The organism is Thioclava atlantica, from assembly GCF_000737065.1.
Lineage (GTDB): Bacteria > Pseudomonadota > Alphaproteobacteria > Rhodobacterales > Rhodobacteraceae > Thioclava > Thioclava atlantica.
The window spans coordinates 1-16,675 of sequence record NZ_AQRC01000010.1 but is presented as its reverse complement, the minus strand read 5'-3'; the positions used below and the strand labels follow the sequence as shown (position 1 = coordinate 16,675).

Here is a 16,675-nt window from a genome sequence, read left to right as displayed (position 1 = left end):
CGGGCGCTTCGATAAAGGCTTTCTCTTGGTGGGGCAGGGGGCGTGAACCACCCAGGGTTGCGCGGGGAGCCCCGATCTGCGGCAGATGGGCGTCATCTTGTCGCTTTTGCCAACGAATTCTTGAGATTTTCGCCGCTTTCCGCTTCACTTGCGCGAATTCAAAGAGGCCAAAGGCCCGGATACAGGCATGGACGACATCTATACAGGTTTCTTCGGGCTCGCGGAGCGTCCCTTTTCGCTGCTGCCCGATCCCGATTTCATTTTCTGGTCGCCCGAGCATCGTCATGCCGCGACCATGCTCGAATACGGGCTCTTCTCGCGTGCGCCGATCACCTTGATCACCGGCGAGGTGGGGGCGGGCAAGACCACGCTGCTGCGCCATCTCATGACGACGCTGTCGGAGCATGTGACGATCGGGCTGGTGTCGAACGCACGCGGCGGGCGGGACGACATGATCCGCTGGATCATGCTCTCGCTGGGGCAGCGCATCGAACCCGGCGAGGATTATGTCCTGATCTATGACCGGTTTCAGCAGTTCCTGATTTCGGAATATGCCGCCGGGCGGCGCGTCGTGGTGGTGATCGACGAGGCGCAGAACCTCGAGGCGGGCGTGCTCGAAGAGCTGCGCATGATCACCAATATCAATGCCGACAAGGACGAACTTGTCCAGCTCATCCTGATGGGGCAGCCGGAACTGCGCGACCTGATCGCCCGGCCCGAGCTGCGCCAGTTCGCGCAGCGGGTGTCGGCGGGCTTCCATCTCGGTCCGCTCCCGGACGACTGCGCCCGGCCCTATATCGAGCACCGTCTCGAGGTGGCGGGCGCGCGGCGGCAGATCTTCACCGCGGAGGCAGCCCAAAAGGTCCATGGCCATTGCGGCGGCATTCCGCGGCTGATGAACCAGCTGGCCGATCTCGGCCTTGTCTATGCCTATTCCGCCCGCTCCGAACTGGTGACCGGGGAGATCATCGACAAGGTGATCGAGGACAATGTCTTCTATCTGCCTGTCGAGACGCAGCGCGAAAGCCCGCAGCAGGTTCCGCGCGCGGGCGCCACGCCGGGGCAGGGAGGGCGGGATGCGTGATCTGCGCTTCTATGCGGCTTTGCTCGGGCGGCGGCTGCACTGGCTGATCCTGCTGACATTGCTCGGCACGATGGCCGGGCTGATCATCGCCCGAGCGATCACGCCGATCTACCGGGCCGATGCGTTGATCGTGGTCGAGGGCGACCGGATCCCGAACCAGCTCGCCAGCTCGACCGTGCGAACGGAAACGCGGGCGAAGCTGCAGGTGATCCGCAAGCGGGTGCTCGCCCGCGAGAGCCTGCTCGACATCGCGCGCCGGATGGAGCTCTACCCGCTCCTCGTCACCGAGTCCGGGGCGCGCGACCCCGACGCGATCTTCGCGGCGATGACGAATGATATCACGATTTCGATCGACGGGGCCGCCGGGACGGGCGGGGACACGAAGGACGCGACCTTTCTCAACATTTCCTACCGGGCGGGTGATCCGACCCTCGCGGCACGGGTGGCCAACGAGCTGGTGACGCATGTGCTCAAGGAAGACAGCGATATCCGCACCCGCACCGCGCGCGATACGCTGGATTTCTTCGCGCGCGAGGTGGAACGGCTGTCGATGGAGCTGTCGAAAGCCTCCGCGGCGATCCTCAGGTTCAAGGAGGATCACGCCTCTGCGCTGCCCGAGCGCCTGCCGCTGCTGCGCGACCAGCTCAACGCCCTCGAGGCGGGCAAGGCCGAACGCGCGGCTGCGATCGACGCGGTGAAGAACGAGCAGGAGCGCCTGGTCCGGCGCCGCGAGGCCTCGGGCGCAACCGTGGATCTCGACGCGATCTATCCGCCCAAGGCGCGCGAGCGGGCCCGGCTCGAAGCGCAGCGCGACGCGCTCAAGCTTGTGCTGCCCGAGGAGGATCCGCGGCTCGCCTCGCTCGGGGCGCAGATCGCGTCCCTGGATGCCGAGGCGGATGCCGGGGCGACCGCTTCGCCCCTGGGCTCCGCCTTCGACCAGAAGCTCCGGGAATACCAGAACGAACTCTTCGCCGCGCAGGCCCGCGAAGAGGCGGCGCAGGCCCAGATCACGCAATTGCGCGACGCGATCGCCCAGGTTCCCGCCAATGCGGCCTCCCTCGAGGCGCTGCAGCGCGATTACGACAATCTCTCCGAACAATATGACCGAGCGGCCAAGTCGCGCTCCCTGGCCGAGACCGGCGACACGATCGAGTCGCTGGCCAAGGGCGAGAAGCTGACGGTGATCGACCAGGCGGTGGCGCCGCTCGAGCCGATCAAGCCCAACCGCAAGACAATCACGCTGGCCGGGCTGGGGGCGGGCTTCGTGCTCGGCCTTATGCTGATTGCGGGACGCGAGTTCCTCAATCCCGGGATCCGGCGCCCGGAGGACCTCTCGCTGCGGCTGGGGATCAGCGCCTTCGCGACGCTGCCCTATATCTCGACCCCGGCGGATGTCGCGCGCAGGCGGCGGAAGATCCTGATCTCCTCGGGAATGATCCTCGCGGCGCTGCTCGCCGTGGTCACGCTGTTCGGCATGCTCTACATGCCGCTCGACTTGCTGTTCTGAGGGGGAGGGTCCGATGGCGGAACGACTGCGCGACGCGATAGCCAAGGCCCGGGCCGCACGCATGGTGGGGCTGGCGCGCTCGGCTGGCGATGTGATGGTGAACCAGCGGGCCGGACACGTGGGCGGTGCCTGGAATGCGCTCAAGCCCTTCGAGCCGAACCCGGTCCAGCTGCGCACGAGCCGCGTGGTCGCGCGCGAGGGCGGGGCGGAGGCCGCGCCTTTCGACCTGATGCGAACCAAGATCCTGCAGCAGATGCGCACCAATGGCTGGACGCGTCTCGCGATCACCTCGCCCACGGCGGGATGCGGGAAATCGACCATCGCGCTCAATCTCGCCTTCAGCTTCGCGCGCCAGCATGAGCTCTATTCGCTCCTGATCGAGGCGGATCTGCGCCGACCTACGCTGGCCCGTCTCCTTCAGATCGAGCAGAGCGAGCCGCCCGGGCCGCAGATGTCGGACGTGTTCACGGGAGCGGCCGAATTTGCCGACCATGCGCGCCGGATCGGCGACAATTTCGCCCTCGGGGTCAATTCGCGCCCGGCCGGGCGCCCCTCGGAGCTTCTCAACGCGAGCACCACGCCGCAGGCGCTCAAGCGGATCGAGGCGATCTATGCGCCCGACCTGGTGATCTTCGATACCGCCCCGGTGCTGGTGAGCGACGACACGCTGGCGCTGGCCGAACACGTGGATTGCGTGCTCATCATCGCCGCTGCCGAAGAGAGCACGATCAAGCAGATCGACCTTTGCGAGCGCGAACTGGCGGAGCGGACCAATGTTATGGGCGTGGTGGTGAACAAGTTTCGCTTCGCCGCGCCCGAATACGGGTACGGATACGGCTACGACTACGAGGCCGAGGGCTGATACCGGCTCTTTGCCTTCCGTCACGCACATGCCATATAGCCCGGGTAATGCGGCGCGGGCCCATCGGGGCCGCGCGCCGACCGCGCGCCCAATTCTCGTTCCGAAAGGCAGCCATGACCCGCATCATCCAATCGCTCGCTGAAATCTCCAAACCCTATGACGTGCTGTTCTGCGATCTCTGGGGCTGCCTTCACAACGGGGTGGCACCGTTCCCGGACGCGGTCGAGGCGCTGCAGGACTTCCGCGCGCGCGGCGGCAAGGTCGTGCTTCTGACCAACGCGCCGCGCCCGTCGAAATTCGTGATGCGCGCGCTCGACAAGATGGGCTGCCCGCGCAACGCCTACGACCTCGTGGTCTCCTCGGGCGATGCGGCGCAGGACGCGATGTTCGCGGGCGCGGTGGGCCGCAAGGTCTGGCATCTCGGGCCGTCGAAGGATGACGGGTTCTTCACCGAGGTGCCCGAGGAATGGCAGGGCCAGGCCGATATCGAGCGTGTCGATTTCGAGCAGGCCGAAGGGATCGTCTGCACCGGCCCCTTCGAGGAAGAGACCGAGGTGCCCGAGGATTACCGGGCGAAGTTCCTCCTCGCGAAGCTGCGCGAACTGCCGATGCTCTGCGCCAATCCCGATATCGTCGTCGATATGGGCGACAAGCGGATCTACTGCGCGGGCGCGCTCGCGGCGCTCTACGAGGATATGGGCGGCGAGGCGATGTATTTCGGCAAGCCGCATCCGCCGATCTACGACCTCGCGCGGCGTCGCCTGTCGAGCATCGGCGGGGCCGAGGACAGCCGCATCCTGGCGATCGGCGATGGCGTGAACACCGATGTGCCGGGCGCGGCGGGCGAGGGGATCGACTGCCTCTTCGTGTCCGGCGGTCTCGCGCATGACCAGTTCGGGCCGGACCGCGAGAATCCCGATCCGGAACTGCTGCGCGGCTGGCTGGGTGCACGCCAGGTCGATCCGCTCTACACGATCGGCACCCTGCGCTGAGGGAAATTCACGCGGCAACTTTGTTGCGTATGATATTCGATTGAGGTAAAAAAGTTGCGCACGCATATTGTGTGCGCGATGCTGCATGTGCTATGCCGCGTTGCAATATGGACCTTCCGGCAGGGATCTATGGACATGCTCGACAATATCCCCCGCGGCACGATCTGCATCGAGGATCTGGAAATCGGGATGGTGCGCTACCTGCGCAAGGAGATCGCCGACCGCGATATCGAGATGTTCGCCGAGGTCTCGACCGACCGAAATCCCGTTCATCTCGACGACGCCTATGCGCAGGACACCATCTTCGAGGGTCGAATCGCGCATGGGATGCTGACCGCTGGTCTGATTTCCGCGGTGATCGGCGAGCAGCTTCCCGGCCATGGCACGGTCTATCTGGGCCAGTCGCTGAAATTCATGGCTCCCGTGCGTCCCGGCGATGTCGTCTATGCCGAGGTCAAGGTGATCGCGATCGACCATTCGCGCCGCCGTGTCACGCTTGAAACCCACTGCGCGGTGGGCGATACGGTGGTGCTGAAGGGCGAGGCGCTGGTTCTGGCGCCGTCGCGCAAGTTCGACTGATCCGGCGGACCCCGCCGGAAGGCGGGGTGATGAAGCACTACACCGACTGGAAATCGCTCGAGACCGCGGCCCGTGGCGCCTCTGTCGCGATGGGGAATTTCGACGGCATCCATCTGGGGCATCAGTCGGTCATCGACCACGCGCGCGGGCGGCACGCCCCGCTCGGGGTGATCACCTTCGAACCCCATCCGCGGGAATTCTTCGCCGCCCGCGCGGGCAAGACGCTCGCGCCGTTTCGGTTGATGAACCCCGAAGCACGGGCGAACCGTCTCGCCAAGCTCGGCGTCGAGCGGCTGTTCGAGCTGCCCTTCGCGGCCGAACTGGCCGACATGACCGCCGAGCGCTTCGCCCGCGACGTGCTCGCCGAGGGGCTTGGCATCTCGCATGTCGCGGTGGGGGGCGATTTCCGCTTCGGCAAGGGGCGCGAGGGGGATGCGCAGACGCTCGAGGCTCTCGGGCGCGAATACGGCTTTGCGGTCACCATCGCGCCGCTTCTGCATGTCGACGGGGTGGAGGCCTCCTCGACCGCGATCCGCACCGCGCTCAGCGAGGGCCGTCCGGGCGACGCGACAGCGATGCTCGGGCACCTGCACCGGATCGAGGGCGAGGTCCTGCATGGCGACAAGCGCGGGCGCGATCTGGGCTATCCGACCGCGAACATGTCGGTCGCGGGGCTGCACCTGCCCAAACTCGGGGTCTACGCGGTGAAATTCGACGTGCTCACCGGGCCGCATCGGGGCCAGTACCGGGGCGCGGCGAGCCTCGGCGTGCGTCCGATGTTCGGCGAGAACGCCCCCAATCTCGAAACCTTCATCTTCGATTTCGACGGCAGCCTCTATGGCGAGCATGTCTCGGTCGCGCTGGTCGAATACCTACGCCCCGAGATGAAATTCGACAGTCTCGAAGCGTTGACCGAGCAGATGGCCGCCGATTGCGCACGCGCGCGTGACGTGCTCGCCGCTGCGTGACCCCTTTCCATTTCCCGCCCCTTCGGTCAGTTTCCGCGCCATGACCAAGTTGCGCCCCGAATTCTGGACCTTGCCGCTGCAGAAGCTCACGCCTCCCGAGTGGGAGGCGCTGTGCGACGGCTGCGGAAAATGCTGCCTGAACAAGCTCGAATACGAGGATACGGGCGAGGTGGTCTTCACCCGCGTCGCCTGCCGTCTGCTCGATGGCGAGACCTGCCGCTGCACCCAATACGACATCCGCCACCAATTCGTGCCCGAATGCGTGACGCTGAGTCCCAAGACGATCCACAAGATCGCCTATTGGATGCCGGCGACCTGCGCCTACCGGCTGCGCTACGAGGGCAAGCCGCTCGAAGACTGGCACTACCTGATTTCCGGCTCGCGCGAGAGCGTGCATGACGCGGATCAGAGCGTACGCGGCTGGACGGTGCCCGAATTCGAGGTGCCGGAAGAAGAATGGGACGAATACACGATCGAGGACCTCTCATGAATTTTGCCTCCGACAATACATCCGGCGCGCATCCCGCCATTCTCGACGGGCTCGCCGCCGCCAATGACGGCCATGTCCATTCCTATGGCGACGACCCGATCACCGAAGGCGTGCAGGCGCGCATCCGCGAGATCTTCGAAGCGCCCGAGGCGCGCGTCTATCTGGTTGCGACCGGCACGGCGGCGAACGCGCTCTCCTGCGCGATCCTGACCCAACCCTGGGGCGCGATCTTCTGCCACCGAAACGCGCATATCGAGGAAGACGAATGCGGCGCGCCGGAGTTCTACACGAATGGCTCGAAGCTGACGCTGGTCGATGGGCCGGATGCGAAGATGGACCCGGAACTGCTCGCGCGGACCATCGCACATACCGGCCGGGGCGGCATCCATAACGTCCAGCGCGGCATGGTCTCGATCACCAACTCGACCGAGGCAGGCGCGGTCTATTCGCCCGCCGAGGTCGCGGCTTTGACCGAGGTCGCGCGCCGCTTCCACCTGCCGGTCCATATGGACGGGGCGCGCTTTGCCAATGCTCTGGTCGCGGTGGGCTGCACGCCGGCCGAGATGACCTGGAAGGCGGGCGTCGACGTGCTCAGCTTCGGTGGGACGAAGAACGGCTGCATGGGCGTCGAGGCGGTGGTGATCTTCGATCCCAAGCGTGCCTGGGAATTCGAGCTGCGCCGCAAGCGGGGCGGGCATCTTTTCTCCAAGCACCGCTTCCTCGCGGCGCAGATGAAGGCCTATCTCGAGGATGACCTGTGGCTGAAGACCGCCCGCCATGCCAATGACATGGCGCGCAAACTCTCCGAGGGCATCCGCTCGGTTCCGGGCGCGAAGCTGATCCATCCGACCCAGGCCAACGCGGTCTTCGCAGCCTTCCCGCGCGGGGCGCACAAACGCGCGCATCAGGCCGGGGCCTATTACTATCTCTGGCCCTTCGACCAATCTCTGGAAGGCCCCGAGGACGAACTGCTCGCCGCTCGCCTCGTCTGCTCCTGGGCCACGACCCCCGAGGAAATCGACGCCTTCCTCGGTCATCTCGCCTGATCAGCGCCGCCCGGGCAGGTCGCGAAAGGCGAGTTTCTCGGGCGGGCCGTCCCATTCGGGATGATCTTTTTGTGCGGCCTTCAGAGCCGCGCGAAAGCGCCGTATCGCGCCAGGCCCTGGGATGCGCGGAATATGCGCCAGCTCCCAGTGAATCCCGTTGATCGGATCGTCGAAGAACACCGCGTAATAGCCCGGCGCATAGACGGAATATTCCTGCGGCGCGTCCGTCACCGGTAGCCCGCGCGGGATCAGGAAGTCACGGTGAAACGCATCGACCTCGGCCCGCGAGCGCGCCCAGAGTGCGACGTGATGGATGCCCACCGCCCGCGCCTCGTGATCCAGTTTCCCGCCCGAGCGCGCGGGCTGGATGCCGATATAGGAATGCGGCATCGGGAAGCGCGCCATGTAATAGGTCGAGCGATAGCCGATATCGAGCGTCCAGAAACTGCGATAGCCGAGCCAGCCGAACATCGCATCGTAGAAGGCGATGGAGTTCTCGTAGTCGAGTACCGAGAATTCGACGTGATTGACCCCGCGCCAGCGCATGATGATTTCCTCCAGCTCGCTCAAAGCTAGAGGGCGTGCGCGACAGATCAGTGACCGCTCACGCAGACGGGACGAGGTAGGGCGGATGCCAGGGGTCGGCGGGGCCTGCCTGCTGCACCGTTCGGGGCGAGACGTCGAACAGCACGAGATGGCTCAGATCCGGCCGGCTGCGCGAGGCATAGATCAGCCCCTGAGCGCCACTGGCCCGCACCCGGTCCGAGAAGGTCCAGGTGGGCGAGGGCACGCCAGTCGCGCGCATATCCTGCCAGACCACCGAGGCCGCAGCCTGGTCTGGCGTGTCGCGCAGGCCTGCCATGATCTCTGCCCTGATCTGCAGGGGCACGATCACCCGCGGCGGATCGCCCACGCCTACATAGCGGCGCAGGGCGACAGCGGCCCCTTCCGCGCTCGGCGAGGCGTAAAGCGCCACCTGCCCGGAATGATGAAACCGGCCCTCCGGATGGCGGGCCGGTTCACATGCATTGCCTGCGCGGTCGGCAGAGAGGATCCGCCAGACCGTGCCCTGATATGGGATCACTCGGCCTCGCCCTGCTCGGCCAGCCAGCGCTCGGCATCGAGCGCGGCCATGCAGCCCATGCCGGCCGAGGTCACCGCCTGACGATAGGTGTGATCGGTCAGGTCGCCCGCGGCGAAGACGCCCGGCACCGAGGTGCGGGTCGAGCCCGGCTCGACCCAGACATAGCCGCCTTGCTGCATCTTGAGACTGTCCTTGACCAGTTCGGAGGCCGGCGCATGGCCGATCGCCACGAAGAACCCGTCACAGGGGATCACCTTCTCCGACCCGTCCACGGTCGATTTCACCCGCACGCCGGTCACGCCCAAAGGCGCTTCCGTGCCGAGGATCTCCTCGACCGTGTGGTTCCACTCGATCTCGACCTTCGGGTTCTTGAACAGCCGCTCTTGCAGGATCTTCTCCGAGCGCAGCGTGTCGCGGCGATGGATCAGCGTGACCTTGGAGGCGAAATTGGTCAGGAAAAGCGCCTCTTCGACCGCGGTGTTTCCGCCGCCGATCACCACCACTTCCTTGCCGCGATAGAAGAACCCGTCGCAGGTCGCGCAGGCCGAGACGCCGAAGCCCTTGAATTTCTCTTCCGACGGGATCTCGAGCCACTTCGCCTGCGCGCCGGTGGCGAGGATCACCGCGGAGGCCTCGTAACGCGTGCCCGAATCGCCGGTGGCCACGAAGGGGCGTTTGGAGACGTCGAGATCGGTGATCGTGTCCATGATGATCTCGGTGCCCATCGCGCGGGCGTGCTCTTCCATCTTCACCATCAGGTCGGGGCCCTGGATCTCGGATTCGCCCGGCCAGTTCTCGACCTCGGTGGTGATCGTGAGCTGCCCGCCCGGCTGGATGCCCTGCACCAGCACCGGCTCGAGCATCGCGCGCGAGGCGTAGACCGCCGCGGTGTAGCCCGCCGGGCCCGAACCGATGATCAGAACCTTGGTTTTCTTCGTCTCGGACATCCCCGTCTCCTTCAGATTGCGCCTGTCGGATATAGTCGGCTCCCGCTCCGGCGAAAACCCCCTCCGATACCCCGCGAATTGCCCTTGCGGAGAGGCTTGCGAAATATTATTGCGCATCCTCTCTCCCGCAGGTAAGTTCCGCAGCAAGTCACGAAGGATTATTTCAAGATGCCCACTTCCCGGCTCGACGACATCGACCGCAAGATTCTCGCCGAGCTTCAGGCGGACGGCCGGATGACGAATGTCGAACTCGCCAAGCGGGTGGGGATCTCGGCGCCGCCCTGCCTGCGCCGGGTCCGCACGCTGGAAGAAGCCGGGTACATTCGTGGCTACCATGCCGATGTGAATCCCCGCGAACTGGGTTTTGAAGTGCAGGTCTTCGCGATGGTGCGGCTGCACAGCCAGGCCGAGTCGGATCTCTCGGCCTTCGAGGCGCGCTGCCGGGCCTGGCCGCTCGTGCGCGAATGCCACATGCTCAATGGCGAGATCGATTTCGTGCTCAAATGCGTGGCGCCCGACCTGTCGAGCTTCCAGAGCTTCCTGACCGGTGAACTGACAGCGGCCGAGAATGTCGCGAGCGTCAAGACCTCGCTCGTCATCCGCTGCGCCAAGGACGAGCCCGGCGTGCCCTTCGACGTGCTCGAGGAGCGCATCGCCAAGCTCGCCTGAGCGTTCTCCGGCCCCCAGTGCGGGACAGAGGGGCGCTGCCCCTCTCTTCGCGAACGCGAATTCACGCCCCGGGATATTTGATGAGGCCCGACGGCGAACCGCGTCGCTTCATCTAGTCGAAAATACCCCGGGGGAGCGGCGCAGCCGCGGGGGCGGAGCCCCCTTCAGCGGGTATCCTTGGGGCGCATCGTCAGCCAGATCAGCGCGCCGCCTGCGAGCGTCAGGAAAGGCAGCATGGCGATATTGACCGCCTGCCAGCCCGCCTGCGCATTGCCGCCCTCGAGGCAGTTCATCAACCCGCCGGACGAGAGCGAGGCGAGGAAGACGCCGCCGAAGACCACGAAATCGTTCATTCCCTGAACATGGCCGCGTTCCTCGGGCGTATGCGCCGAGGCGAGCATCGCGGTCGCGCCGATGAAGCCGAAATTCCAGCCCAGGCCGAGCAGGATCAGCGCGAGGTAGAACTTGTCGAGTTCCACCCCGGTCAGAGCCACGGCGCCCGCGCCTGCGAGGATCACGAGGCCCAGTCCCACGATCGTCTGCTTGCCGAAACGCGCGATCAGATGGCCGGTGAAGAAGCTCGGGATATACATCGCGAGCACATGGGCCGAGACGATATTGGCCGCGTCCCCCTGTTCGAAACCGCAGCCGACCACGGCGAGCGGGGTCGAGGTCATCACGAGGTTCATCAGTGCGTAGGACACCATCGCACAGATCATCGCCACCACGATCACCGGATCGCGCAGCAATTCGCGCCGTGTGCGTCCCTGAAGCGGGGCGCTCTTGTCGCGCCGGCCCGGGGCGGGAATGTCGAGGAAGGCGAAGAGGAACGGCCCGAGCGCGTTGATCGCGATGATCGCGAGATAGGTCGCGAGGAAGGGAACCAGCATCGCCTGGCTCGTGAGCTTCACCAGTTGCGGGCCGAGGATCGCCGCGAAGAGGCCCCCGGCCAGCACATAGGAGATCGCCTTGGGCTGGAACTCGGGGCTTGCCGTGTCGGTCGCGGCGAAGCGGTAGAACCCTTGCGCCGACATGTAGGTGCCCGTCAGCAGCGACCCCAGCATGAAGAGCCAGAAGGAGCCGATATAGAGCGCATAGGCCGCGATCGCCGCCCCCGTCGCCCCGAAGCCATTCGCGAGGATGAAACCTGCGCGCCGTCCGCGCGCGGCCATGAATTCCGAGAGCGGCTGGGCGGAGAGGACCGAGCCCAGCACGATCATCGAGATCGGCAGGGTCGCGAAACAGGCATTGGGCGCGAGCATCTGACCCGCCAGACCGCCCACGGTGAAGATCATCGGCATCTGCGCGCCGAGGATCGCCTGGGCGAGGACCAGGATGATCGTGTTGCGTTTTTCGCGCGGGGCCAGAGGGGCGGTGATATCGCTCATGAATGCTTGCTAGCCCGAGCGAAGGGGGCTGGCAAGCGCGCGCGCGATGGGGCAGGGTGCGGCACATGGTCGGACGTATCATCACTTGCGAAGACGACATCGCGGAAGGCACCGAGTGGCTCTGTCGCGCCGAACCGCGGTTCGCGCAGGTATGCGAGCTGACCGGACCCTGGCCGCTGCGCCGTCGCGAGGACGGGTTCGCCGCCCTGCGCGATGCGATCATCGGCCAGCAGGTCTCGGTGGCGGCGGCCAATTCGATCCGCGCCAAGGTGATCGATGCCGGCTTCGCCGAGCCCGCGGCGATCGCGGCAGCCTCGGAAGAGGCCCTGCGCGGCTGCGGCCTCTCGCGCCAGAAGGTGCGCTATCTTCAGGCGCTCGCCGGATCGGGCGTCGATTTCGACGGGCTTCGCAGCCTGCCTGACGAAGACGTGATCGCCGCGCTGCTTCCGATCCCCGGCATCGGGCGCTGGACGGTCGAGATGTACCTGATCTTCGCGCTCGGGCGCGCCGATGTCTTCGCCGTGGACGATCTGGCGCTCGCCGAAGGGGCGCGGCTTCTTCTCGGCCTCCCCGAGCGGCCCAAGCGCAAGGCGTTCAACGAGATTTCGGCCGCCTGGTCGCCCTGGCGCGCGGTTGCCGCGCGCGGGCTCTGGGCCTATTACGCGGCCTGCAAGCAACGAGAAGGAGTGGCGCCATGACGCGCGCGCTGGAGGCCGGCCGCAAGGCGCCGGAATCGGGGAAGGTCAAATCGGCCGTAGTTTTCCTGCATGGCTATGGTGCGGATGGGGCGGACCTGCTGGGGCTGGCCGACCCGCTCGCCCCGCACATGCCCGACACGCTCTTCGTCGCCCCCGACGCTCCCGAGGCCTGCCGCGCCGCGCCCTATGGGCGGCAATGGTTCCCGATCCCCTGGCTCGACAATTCCAGCGAGGCGGAATCGGCGGAAGGGCTGCGCCAGGCCGCGGCGGATCTCGACGCCTTTTTCGACGGGCTCCTCGCACAGGAGGACCTCGCGCCCGCCAATCTCGCGGTGATCGGGTTTTCCCAGGGCACGATGATGGCGCTCGAGGTTCTGCCGCGTCGGCCCGAACCCGTTGCCGGGCTCGTCGCCTTCTCCGGACGGCTGCTGCGCCCCGAGGCGCTCGGCGCGGAGGCACTGAGCAAGCCCCCCGTCCTGCTCGTGCATGGCGATCAGGACCCGGTCGTGCCCTTCGCGGATATGGGCAAGGCGGGCGACGCGCTGGTCTCGGCCGGGTTCGATACCTATGCCCATGTGATGAAGGGGACGGGCCACGGGATCGCGCCCGACGGTCTCTCGGTGGCGCTGGCCTTCCTGCGCGACAAGCTTCCCGGCTGATCCGTCATTTCCCTGTCATACCGCTTTGCTAGCCATGCCGCAGGGCAGAATTTTGCGACATCAAGAGGCTTGCCAGATCGCGAACGCCATATATAGTTAATTTCAGGCAGGGGCGGTCCCCCGCCCCTGGGCCAGAGGCGGCAACAGGGCGAGGACGGAGTCACTCATGCTGGACGAGTGCGACAGGACCGATTTTCGAACGCAATTCACCCGTGAACCCGCGGCGCTGAGAAATTACCCCGCGCTCGTGCTCAACGCAGATTTCCGACCGCTTTCCTATTATCCGCTTTCGCTCTGGCCCTGGCAGGAGGCGATCAAGGCGGTCTTCCTCGACCGGGTCACGATACTCGCCGAATATGACGATGTGGTGCGCAGCCAGAGGCAGGCCTTCAAGATCCCCTCCGTCGTCGTCCTGAAAGAATATGTCCGACCCCAGAAGCGCGTGGCTTTCACGCGCTTCAATCTTTTTCTGAGGGACGAATTCCGCTGCCAGTATTGCGGCGCCAAGGGCGATCTGACCTTCGACCACGTCATTCCGCGCTCGCGCGGCGGGATCACCAGCTGGGAGAACGTGGTGGCTGCCTGCGCGCCGTGCAACCTCAAGAAGGCGAACAAGCCCCTCGATCGCTGCGGGCTGAAACTGCTCAAACCCGCACGCCAGCCCGCGCCCGAGGACATGCTGCGCATCGGCCGCCGCTTCCCGCCCGGCTACCTGCACGAGAGCTGGATGGACTTCCTCTACTGGGACACCGAGCTGGAGGCCTGAACGGGGCAGGGGGCCTAACCCGACCGATAGTTGTCAGCGGAGTGCCTCTGCGGTGCTCAATTGGCTGATCGCACCGGACTGCGCCGGTGCATTTCGATCGCTGCCCAGCCAATGAGTAGCCCGTGATAACGAGAAAGGGCGCGGATTGCACCGCGCCCTTCTCATGTTCGTGTTGGGTGATCTAATGCCGGTCAGTCTTCGCCGGCATGGTCCGATTTCCCGAGCGCAGCGCGTGCAACGCCTTCGTTGCCACGGGTAGCGGCAGTCTTTTCGATCCGCTGCGCGATCTCGTCGCGCACGACGCTCGGGCAGTCGGGGTGGTTTGCAATCCGCTTGGCGTTCGCCAGCGTGGCGGTTTCGCTGAACAGGCGGAAAAATTCGACTGCCTTGGGGGTACCCGCCAGCTGGGCCAAGACGCTCTCGAGGCTTGCGAAGAGCGCTTTGTTCGCGCGGTCATGTTCCCGGTGCTGGTCGACAGCAATCTGTGCGGTGAGGTTTTCGGCGCGGGCTTTCATTTGCCGTTGGCGGTCGGTCATGCGGTTCCAGTCGATGACGGGATGTCGGTTTTTCTGTGCCATGTGGTCCAATCCTTTCGTGGCGGTCATTGCAGCGTCCGCCTCGCGCCTGTCGCGAAGCTTCTTGGCCGCTGATGATGAGGTGGGTTCATCGCGCTGAGCGCGGAAATCGAATTCGCGAACTTTTTTAGGTTTTCTCATCCGGGCCTCGATCGGTGTCGTTCGAGTGGACGCGCGACAAGCGGCGGCGAAGCGCATTCAGCGGCAACGAAAGCGATCTGCGCGCTTGAGCGAGACGCTGCCGGGCTTTGTCGGGCAGCGTTTTCGCGATCTCGAGAAGCGCTGCGTCCGCCGCGGCAATCTGCGCGAACTCATCTGCGAGTTCGGCGCGTGCTTCTTTGCGTGCTCGTTGTCGGAGAACCTCGAGCGCGCGCCCAAAAAGGGTCTGCACCGGCAATGCCGTATCGGCTTGAGTGTCCTGTCGCGCCGTCTCGTTCAAATCGGACACGATATCCACGTAGCCATCGGCCACCGCAGCGGCGACTTCGAGCACTGACTGTGCGTCTTGTTGCTGCTGCGTGACGGTACGCTCTTGATCTGCGAGCGCCGATTTTTCGGCAGCGAGGGTTTCCTCGGCCTTCTTCACCACCTTGTCGCGAGTGGCGAGTTCAATCTCCTGGCTCTCGCGCCATCTTCTTGGGCTGACGTGATCGCGATGTTCTGGCAACGCGACCTCGGCTCCAGGATCGACCGTCCCATTCGCGCGCGCTTCGCGGACTTTCCTGTTGTGCTTAAGGGCCTCCCGCAGGGCTTGCTTGCGACGCTCGCCGCGCCGGAGCCCAATCGCCGCGAACCATTCACCAACGCTATCTTGCGCTTTCTCGTAACTGCGGATCAGCGGATGGACCGCCGGCTGCAGCATACGCCGACCATCCGCTGTCACTGCGCGGGGAATGATCACAGCGTGGATATGATACGCTGTTTCGTCGAGGTCGGCGCGTGCATGAACGCAGTCGTCGCCGAAGTTGGTCAAGAGCCACTCCTTGGCCCGAGTCTCGAATTGCATTTCTCGCGTCGGGCCGCTTTCTCCAAGAAACTCTGTCAGATCTTCATCGAACCATTTTTTGTTTACGGTCAGAATGATTTCGCGCAGCGGACCGTGCCGGGTTGCGCGCCAAGGGTCGCGCGGCCCGCGGAAAAGCGCATTCTTAAGCTCCGTTTTCCGGCGTCGACGGCGCAACTGCTCGAGTTCGAGGAGATGGTTCGCATGGCGCATGTCTTGAATCTCGTCCCAAGCATCTTGTGCCCAGGTTTCCGAGCCGATCAGGCGCCGGTTTTGCGCCATCAGGCTGCTGTCACAATGGCCGTGATCACCCCCACTGCGCGTCCGGTGCTTCTCGTAACCGGCGAGATTACGGGGGTGCATGCCCTGCATGCGCATGACGATTGGGTAGTAGGTTTTGGGTGCTGATGACATAGTCGATCTCCGTGTTTGTGAGATCGAAATGGGTTCATGTCATTCAGCGCAAAAATCGCTGTGAATTTCCCCCGGTATCTACTTAGAGGGTGCCTGCAAGGCGGGTGTCGGGGACGGCTAGGCGACTACGGGAGGCTCAGTCACAAAGGGTGGAGAGCGGTCGTTCGCTGCGCCGGTCACGAACAGTAACTATGCATAGGAAAGCGGACTTTGCATAGTCAGTCGCAGCCAGCTTGAAAACTGCGCAGGGTGAAGCTTTGGGCAAATTCTTGCAGGAAAGGTCGACGCCTAGAAAAAACCTACGCCATGGATTGCTTTACCAGTTCCGGCAGGCCGCGCCTTATCCTCTTGTATGAATTGGGAAGCCCTCGTGGTTGTAGCTCCCTGGTCGTCCCAAGGACGGAGTCCTGACGTTTCAGTTGCTTTCTGCGATTAACTAGAATGCCTTCAGATGAACGTTCCGCGGCGGGCAACCCCAGTCGATCAAATAGAATGGTCTTCGCCGTCTCTGAGCCGACAAGGTCAATGTCCATCGACCACCGGAAACAGAATACGCCAACGGCTTCAAGCACCTGCATGGCGCGCGAATGGTTAGAGAAAAAGTATTCGAGCAGTTGCTCCCTCGCCGCCACATCGGGCAACATTTCTTCAATAAGGCAGGTGCCCTTATATTCCCGCTTATATCGAGGGAAACCTTTGGTATCACGGCTTGTTGACAAATCGTCGTGCAGGCACCCGGAAGCGGCTTCACACGAGCGCATACGGCTACCGCAAGCGTGACGGCGACGACGGGCTCAACCGCGAGATCGACCCCGACGAGGCGGAGATCGTGCGCCGCATCTTTCGCGAGTTTGCGGACGGGCATTCGACGCAGGCGATCGTCAAGCGGCTGAACGGCGATGGCATTCCGGCCCCGCGCGGTGGCACCTGGGATATCAGTACCG

At 64.8% G+C, this 16,675-nt stretch carries 19 protein-coding genes; 13 read left to right on the top strand and 6 right to left on the bottom strand.

From position 1 onward, the window contains the following. Positions 1-187 precede the first annotated feature (187 nt). The 8 genes from DW2_RS12590 to DW2_RS12555 all read left to right on the top strand — a co-directional run bounded on the left by DW2_RS12590 (position 188) and on the right by DW2_RS12555 (position 7,528). A complete protein-coding gene (locus DW2_RS12590) occupies positions 188-1,084 on the top strand; it encodes an ExeA family protein (RefSeq protein WP_051856022.1) in 897 nt (298 codons plus the stop codon). Next, positions 1,077-2,591 carry a GumC family protein gene (locus DW2_RS12585; RefSeq protein WP_038147134.1) on the top strand — a complete coding sequence of 505 codons (1,515 nt, stop codon included), beginning with the start codon at positions 1,077-1,079 and terminating at the stop codon, positions 2,589-2,591. The genes DW2_RS12590 and DW2_RS12585 overlap by 8 nt, the downstream gene beginning before the upstream one ends. 13 nt (positions 2,592-2,604) lie before the next feature. Beyond that, positions 2,605-3,453, top strand: a complete 849-nt coding sequence (locus DW2_RS12580) for a CpsD/CapB family tyrosine-protein kinase (RefSeq protein WP_051856017.1) — start codon at positions 2,605-2,607, stop codon at positions 3,451-3,453. A gap of 113 nt (positions 3,454-3,566) precedes the next feature. After that, positions 3,567-4,445 carry a TIGR01459 family HAD-type hydrolase gene (locus DW2_RS12575; RefSeq protein WP_038147132.1) on the top strand — a complete coding sequence of 293 codons (879 nt, stop codon included), beginning with the start codon at positions 3,567-3,569 and terminating at the stop codon, positions 4,443-4,445. A 135-nt stretch (positions 4,446-4,580) separates the two neighbouring features. Next, positions 4,581-5,024: a MaoC family dehydratase gene (locus DW2_RS12570; protein WP_038147340.1), complete on the top strand. Its 444-nt coding sequence runs from the start codon at positions 4,581-4,583 to the stop codon at positions 5,022-5,024. A gap of 29 nt (positions 5,025-5,053) precedes the next feature. After that, entirely contained in the window at positions 5,054-5,992 is a 939-nt protein-coding gene (locus DW2_RS12565; protein WP_038147130.1) for a bifunctional riboflavin kinase/FAD synthetase, read from the top strand. Between the two features lie 40 nt (positions 5,993-6,032). Beyond that, complete coding sequence (locus DW2_RS12560; RefSeq protein ID WP_038147129.1) at positions 6,033-6,482, top strand: YcgN family cysteine cluster protein; 450 nt, start codon at positions 6,033-6,035, stop codon at positions 6,480-6,482. Then, positions 6,479-7,528 carry a threonine aldolase family protein gene (locus DW2_RS12555; RefSeq protein ID WP_038147127.1) on the top strand — a complete coding sequence of 350 codons (1,050 nt, stop codon included), beginning with the start codon at positions 6,479-6,481 and terminating at the stop codon, positions 7,526-7,528. Before DW2_RS12560 ends, DW2_RS12555 begins: the two co-directional genes overlap by 4 nt. Here DW2_RS12555 and DW2_RS12550 read toward each other — a convergent pair whose 3' ends face one another. The 3 genes from DW2_RS12550 to trxB are packed head-to-tail and all read right to left on the bottom strand — an operon-like array spanning position 7,529 to position 9,559. Next, a complete protein-coding gene (locus DW2_RS12550) occupies positions 7,529-8,074 on the bottom strand; it encodes a VOC family protein (RefSeq protein ID WP_038147125.1) in 546 nt (181 codons plus the stop codon). It abuts the gene before it with no gap. A 58-nt stretch (positions 8,075-8,132) separates the two neighbouring features. After that, on the bottom strand, positions 8,133-8,612 hold the full coding sequence (locus DW2_RS12545; protein ID WP_051856014.1) for an RES family NAD+ phosphorylase: 480 nt from the start codon (positions 8,610-8,612) through the stop codon (positions 8,133-8,135). After that, complete coding sequence (gene trxB / locus DW2_RS12540) at positions 8,609-9,559, bottom strand: thioredoxin-disulfide reductase (protein ID WP_156102971.1); 951 nt, start codon at positions 9,557-9,559, stop codon at positions 8,609-8,611. Before trxB ends, DW2_RS12545 begins: the two co-directional genes overlap by 4 nt. A 168-nt stretch (positions 9,560-9,727) precedes the next feature. On the opposite strand from trxB, the gene DW2_RS12535 reads away from it, so the two are divergent. Beyond that, the gene (locus DW2_RS12535) at positions 9,728-10,228 is read left to right on the top strand and encodes an Lrp/AsnC family transcriptional regulator (RefSeq protein WP_038147123.1); all 501 of its coding nucleotides are present in this window, start codon (positions 9,728-9,730) and stop codon (positions 10,226-10,228) included. Between the two features lie 164 nt (positions 10,229-10,392). Here DW2_RS12535 and DW2_RS12530 read toward each other — a convergent pair whose 3' ends face one another. After that, positions 10,393-11,616, bottom strand: coding sequence for an MFS transporter (locus tag DW2_RS12530; protein WP_038147122.1), 1,224 nt, complete (start codon positions 11,614-11,616; stop codon positions 10,393-10,395). A 65-nt stretch (positions 11,617-11,681) separates the two neighbouring features. Between DW2_RS12530 and DW2_RS12525 the strand changes: the two genes are divergently transcribed. The 3 genes from DW2_RS12525 (at position 11,682) to DW2_RS12515 (ending at position 13,739) form a co-directional block, all read left to right on the top strand. Then, positions 11,682-12,314, top strand: a complete 633-nt coding sequence (locus DW2_RS12525) for a DNA-3-methyladenine glycosylase family protein (RefSeq protein ID WP_051856013.1) — start codon at positions 11,682-11,684, stop codon at positions 12,312-12,314. After that, entirely contained in the window at positions 12,311-12,973 is a 663-nt protein-coding gene (locus tag DW2_RS12520; RefSeq protein ID WP_038147116.1) for an alpha/beta hydrolase, read from the top strand. The genes DW2_RS12525 and DW2_RS12520 overlap by 4 nt, the downstream gene beginning before the upstream one ends. Positions 12,974-13,139: 166 nt before the next feature. Then, a complete protein-coding gene (locus DW2_RS12515; protein WP_038147113.1) occupies positions 13,140-13,739 on the top strand; it encodes an HNH endonuclease in 600 nt (199 codons plus the stop codon). Between the two features lie 191 nt (positions 13,740-13,930). Here DW2_RS12515 and DW2_RS12510 read toward each other — a convergent pair whose 3' ends face one another. Both DW2_RS12510 and DW2_RS12505 read right to left on the bottom strand, forming a co-directional pair. Continuing rightward, positions 13,931-14,455 carry a hypothetical protein gene (locus tag DW2_RS12510; RefSeq protein WP_156102970.1) on the bottom strand — a complete coding sequence of 175 codons (525 nt, stop codon included), beginning with the start codon at positions 14,453-14,455 and terminating at the stop codon, positions 13,931-13,933. Beyond that, positions 14,442-15,731, bottom strand: a complete 1,290-nt coding sequence (locus tag DW2_RS12505; protein WP_051856011.1) for a plasmid recombination protein — start codon at positions 15,729-15,731, stop codon at positions 14,442-14,444. Before DW2_RS12505 ends, DW2_RS12510 begins: the two co-directional genes overlap by 14 nt. 712 nt (positions 15,732-16,443) lie before the next feature. On the opposite strand from DW2_RS12505, the gene DW2_RS12495 reads away from it, so the two are divergent. Further along, a partial coding sequence (locus tag DW2_RS12495) for a recombinase family protein (protein ID WP_038147104.1) occupies positions 16,444-16,675 on the top strand: 232 nt, incomplete at its 3' end.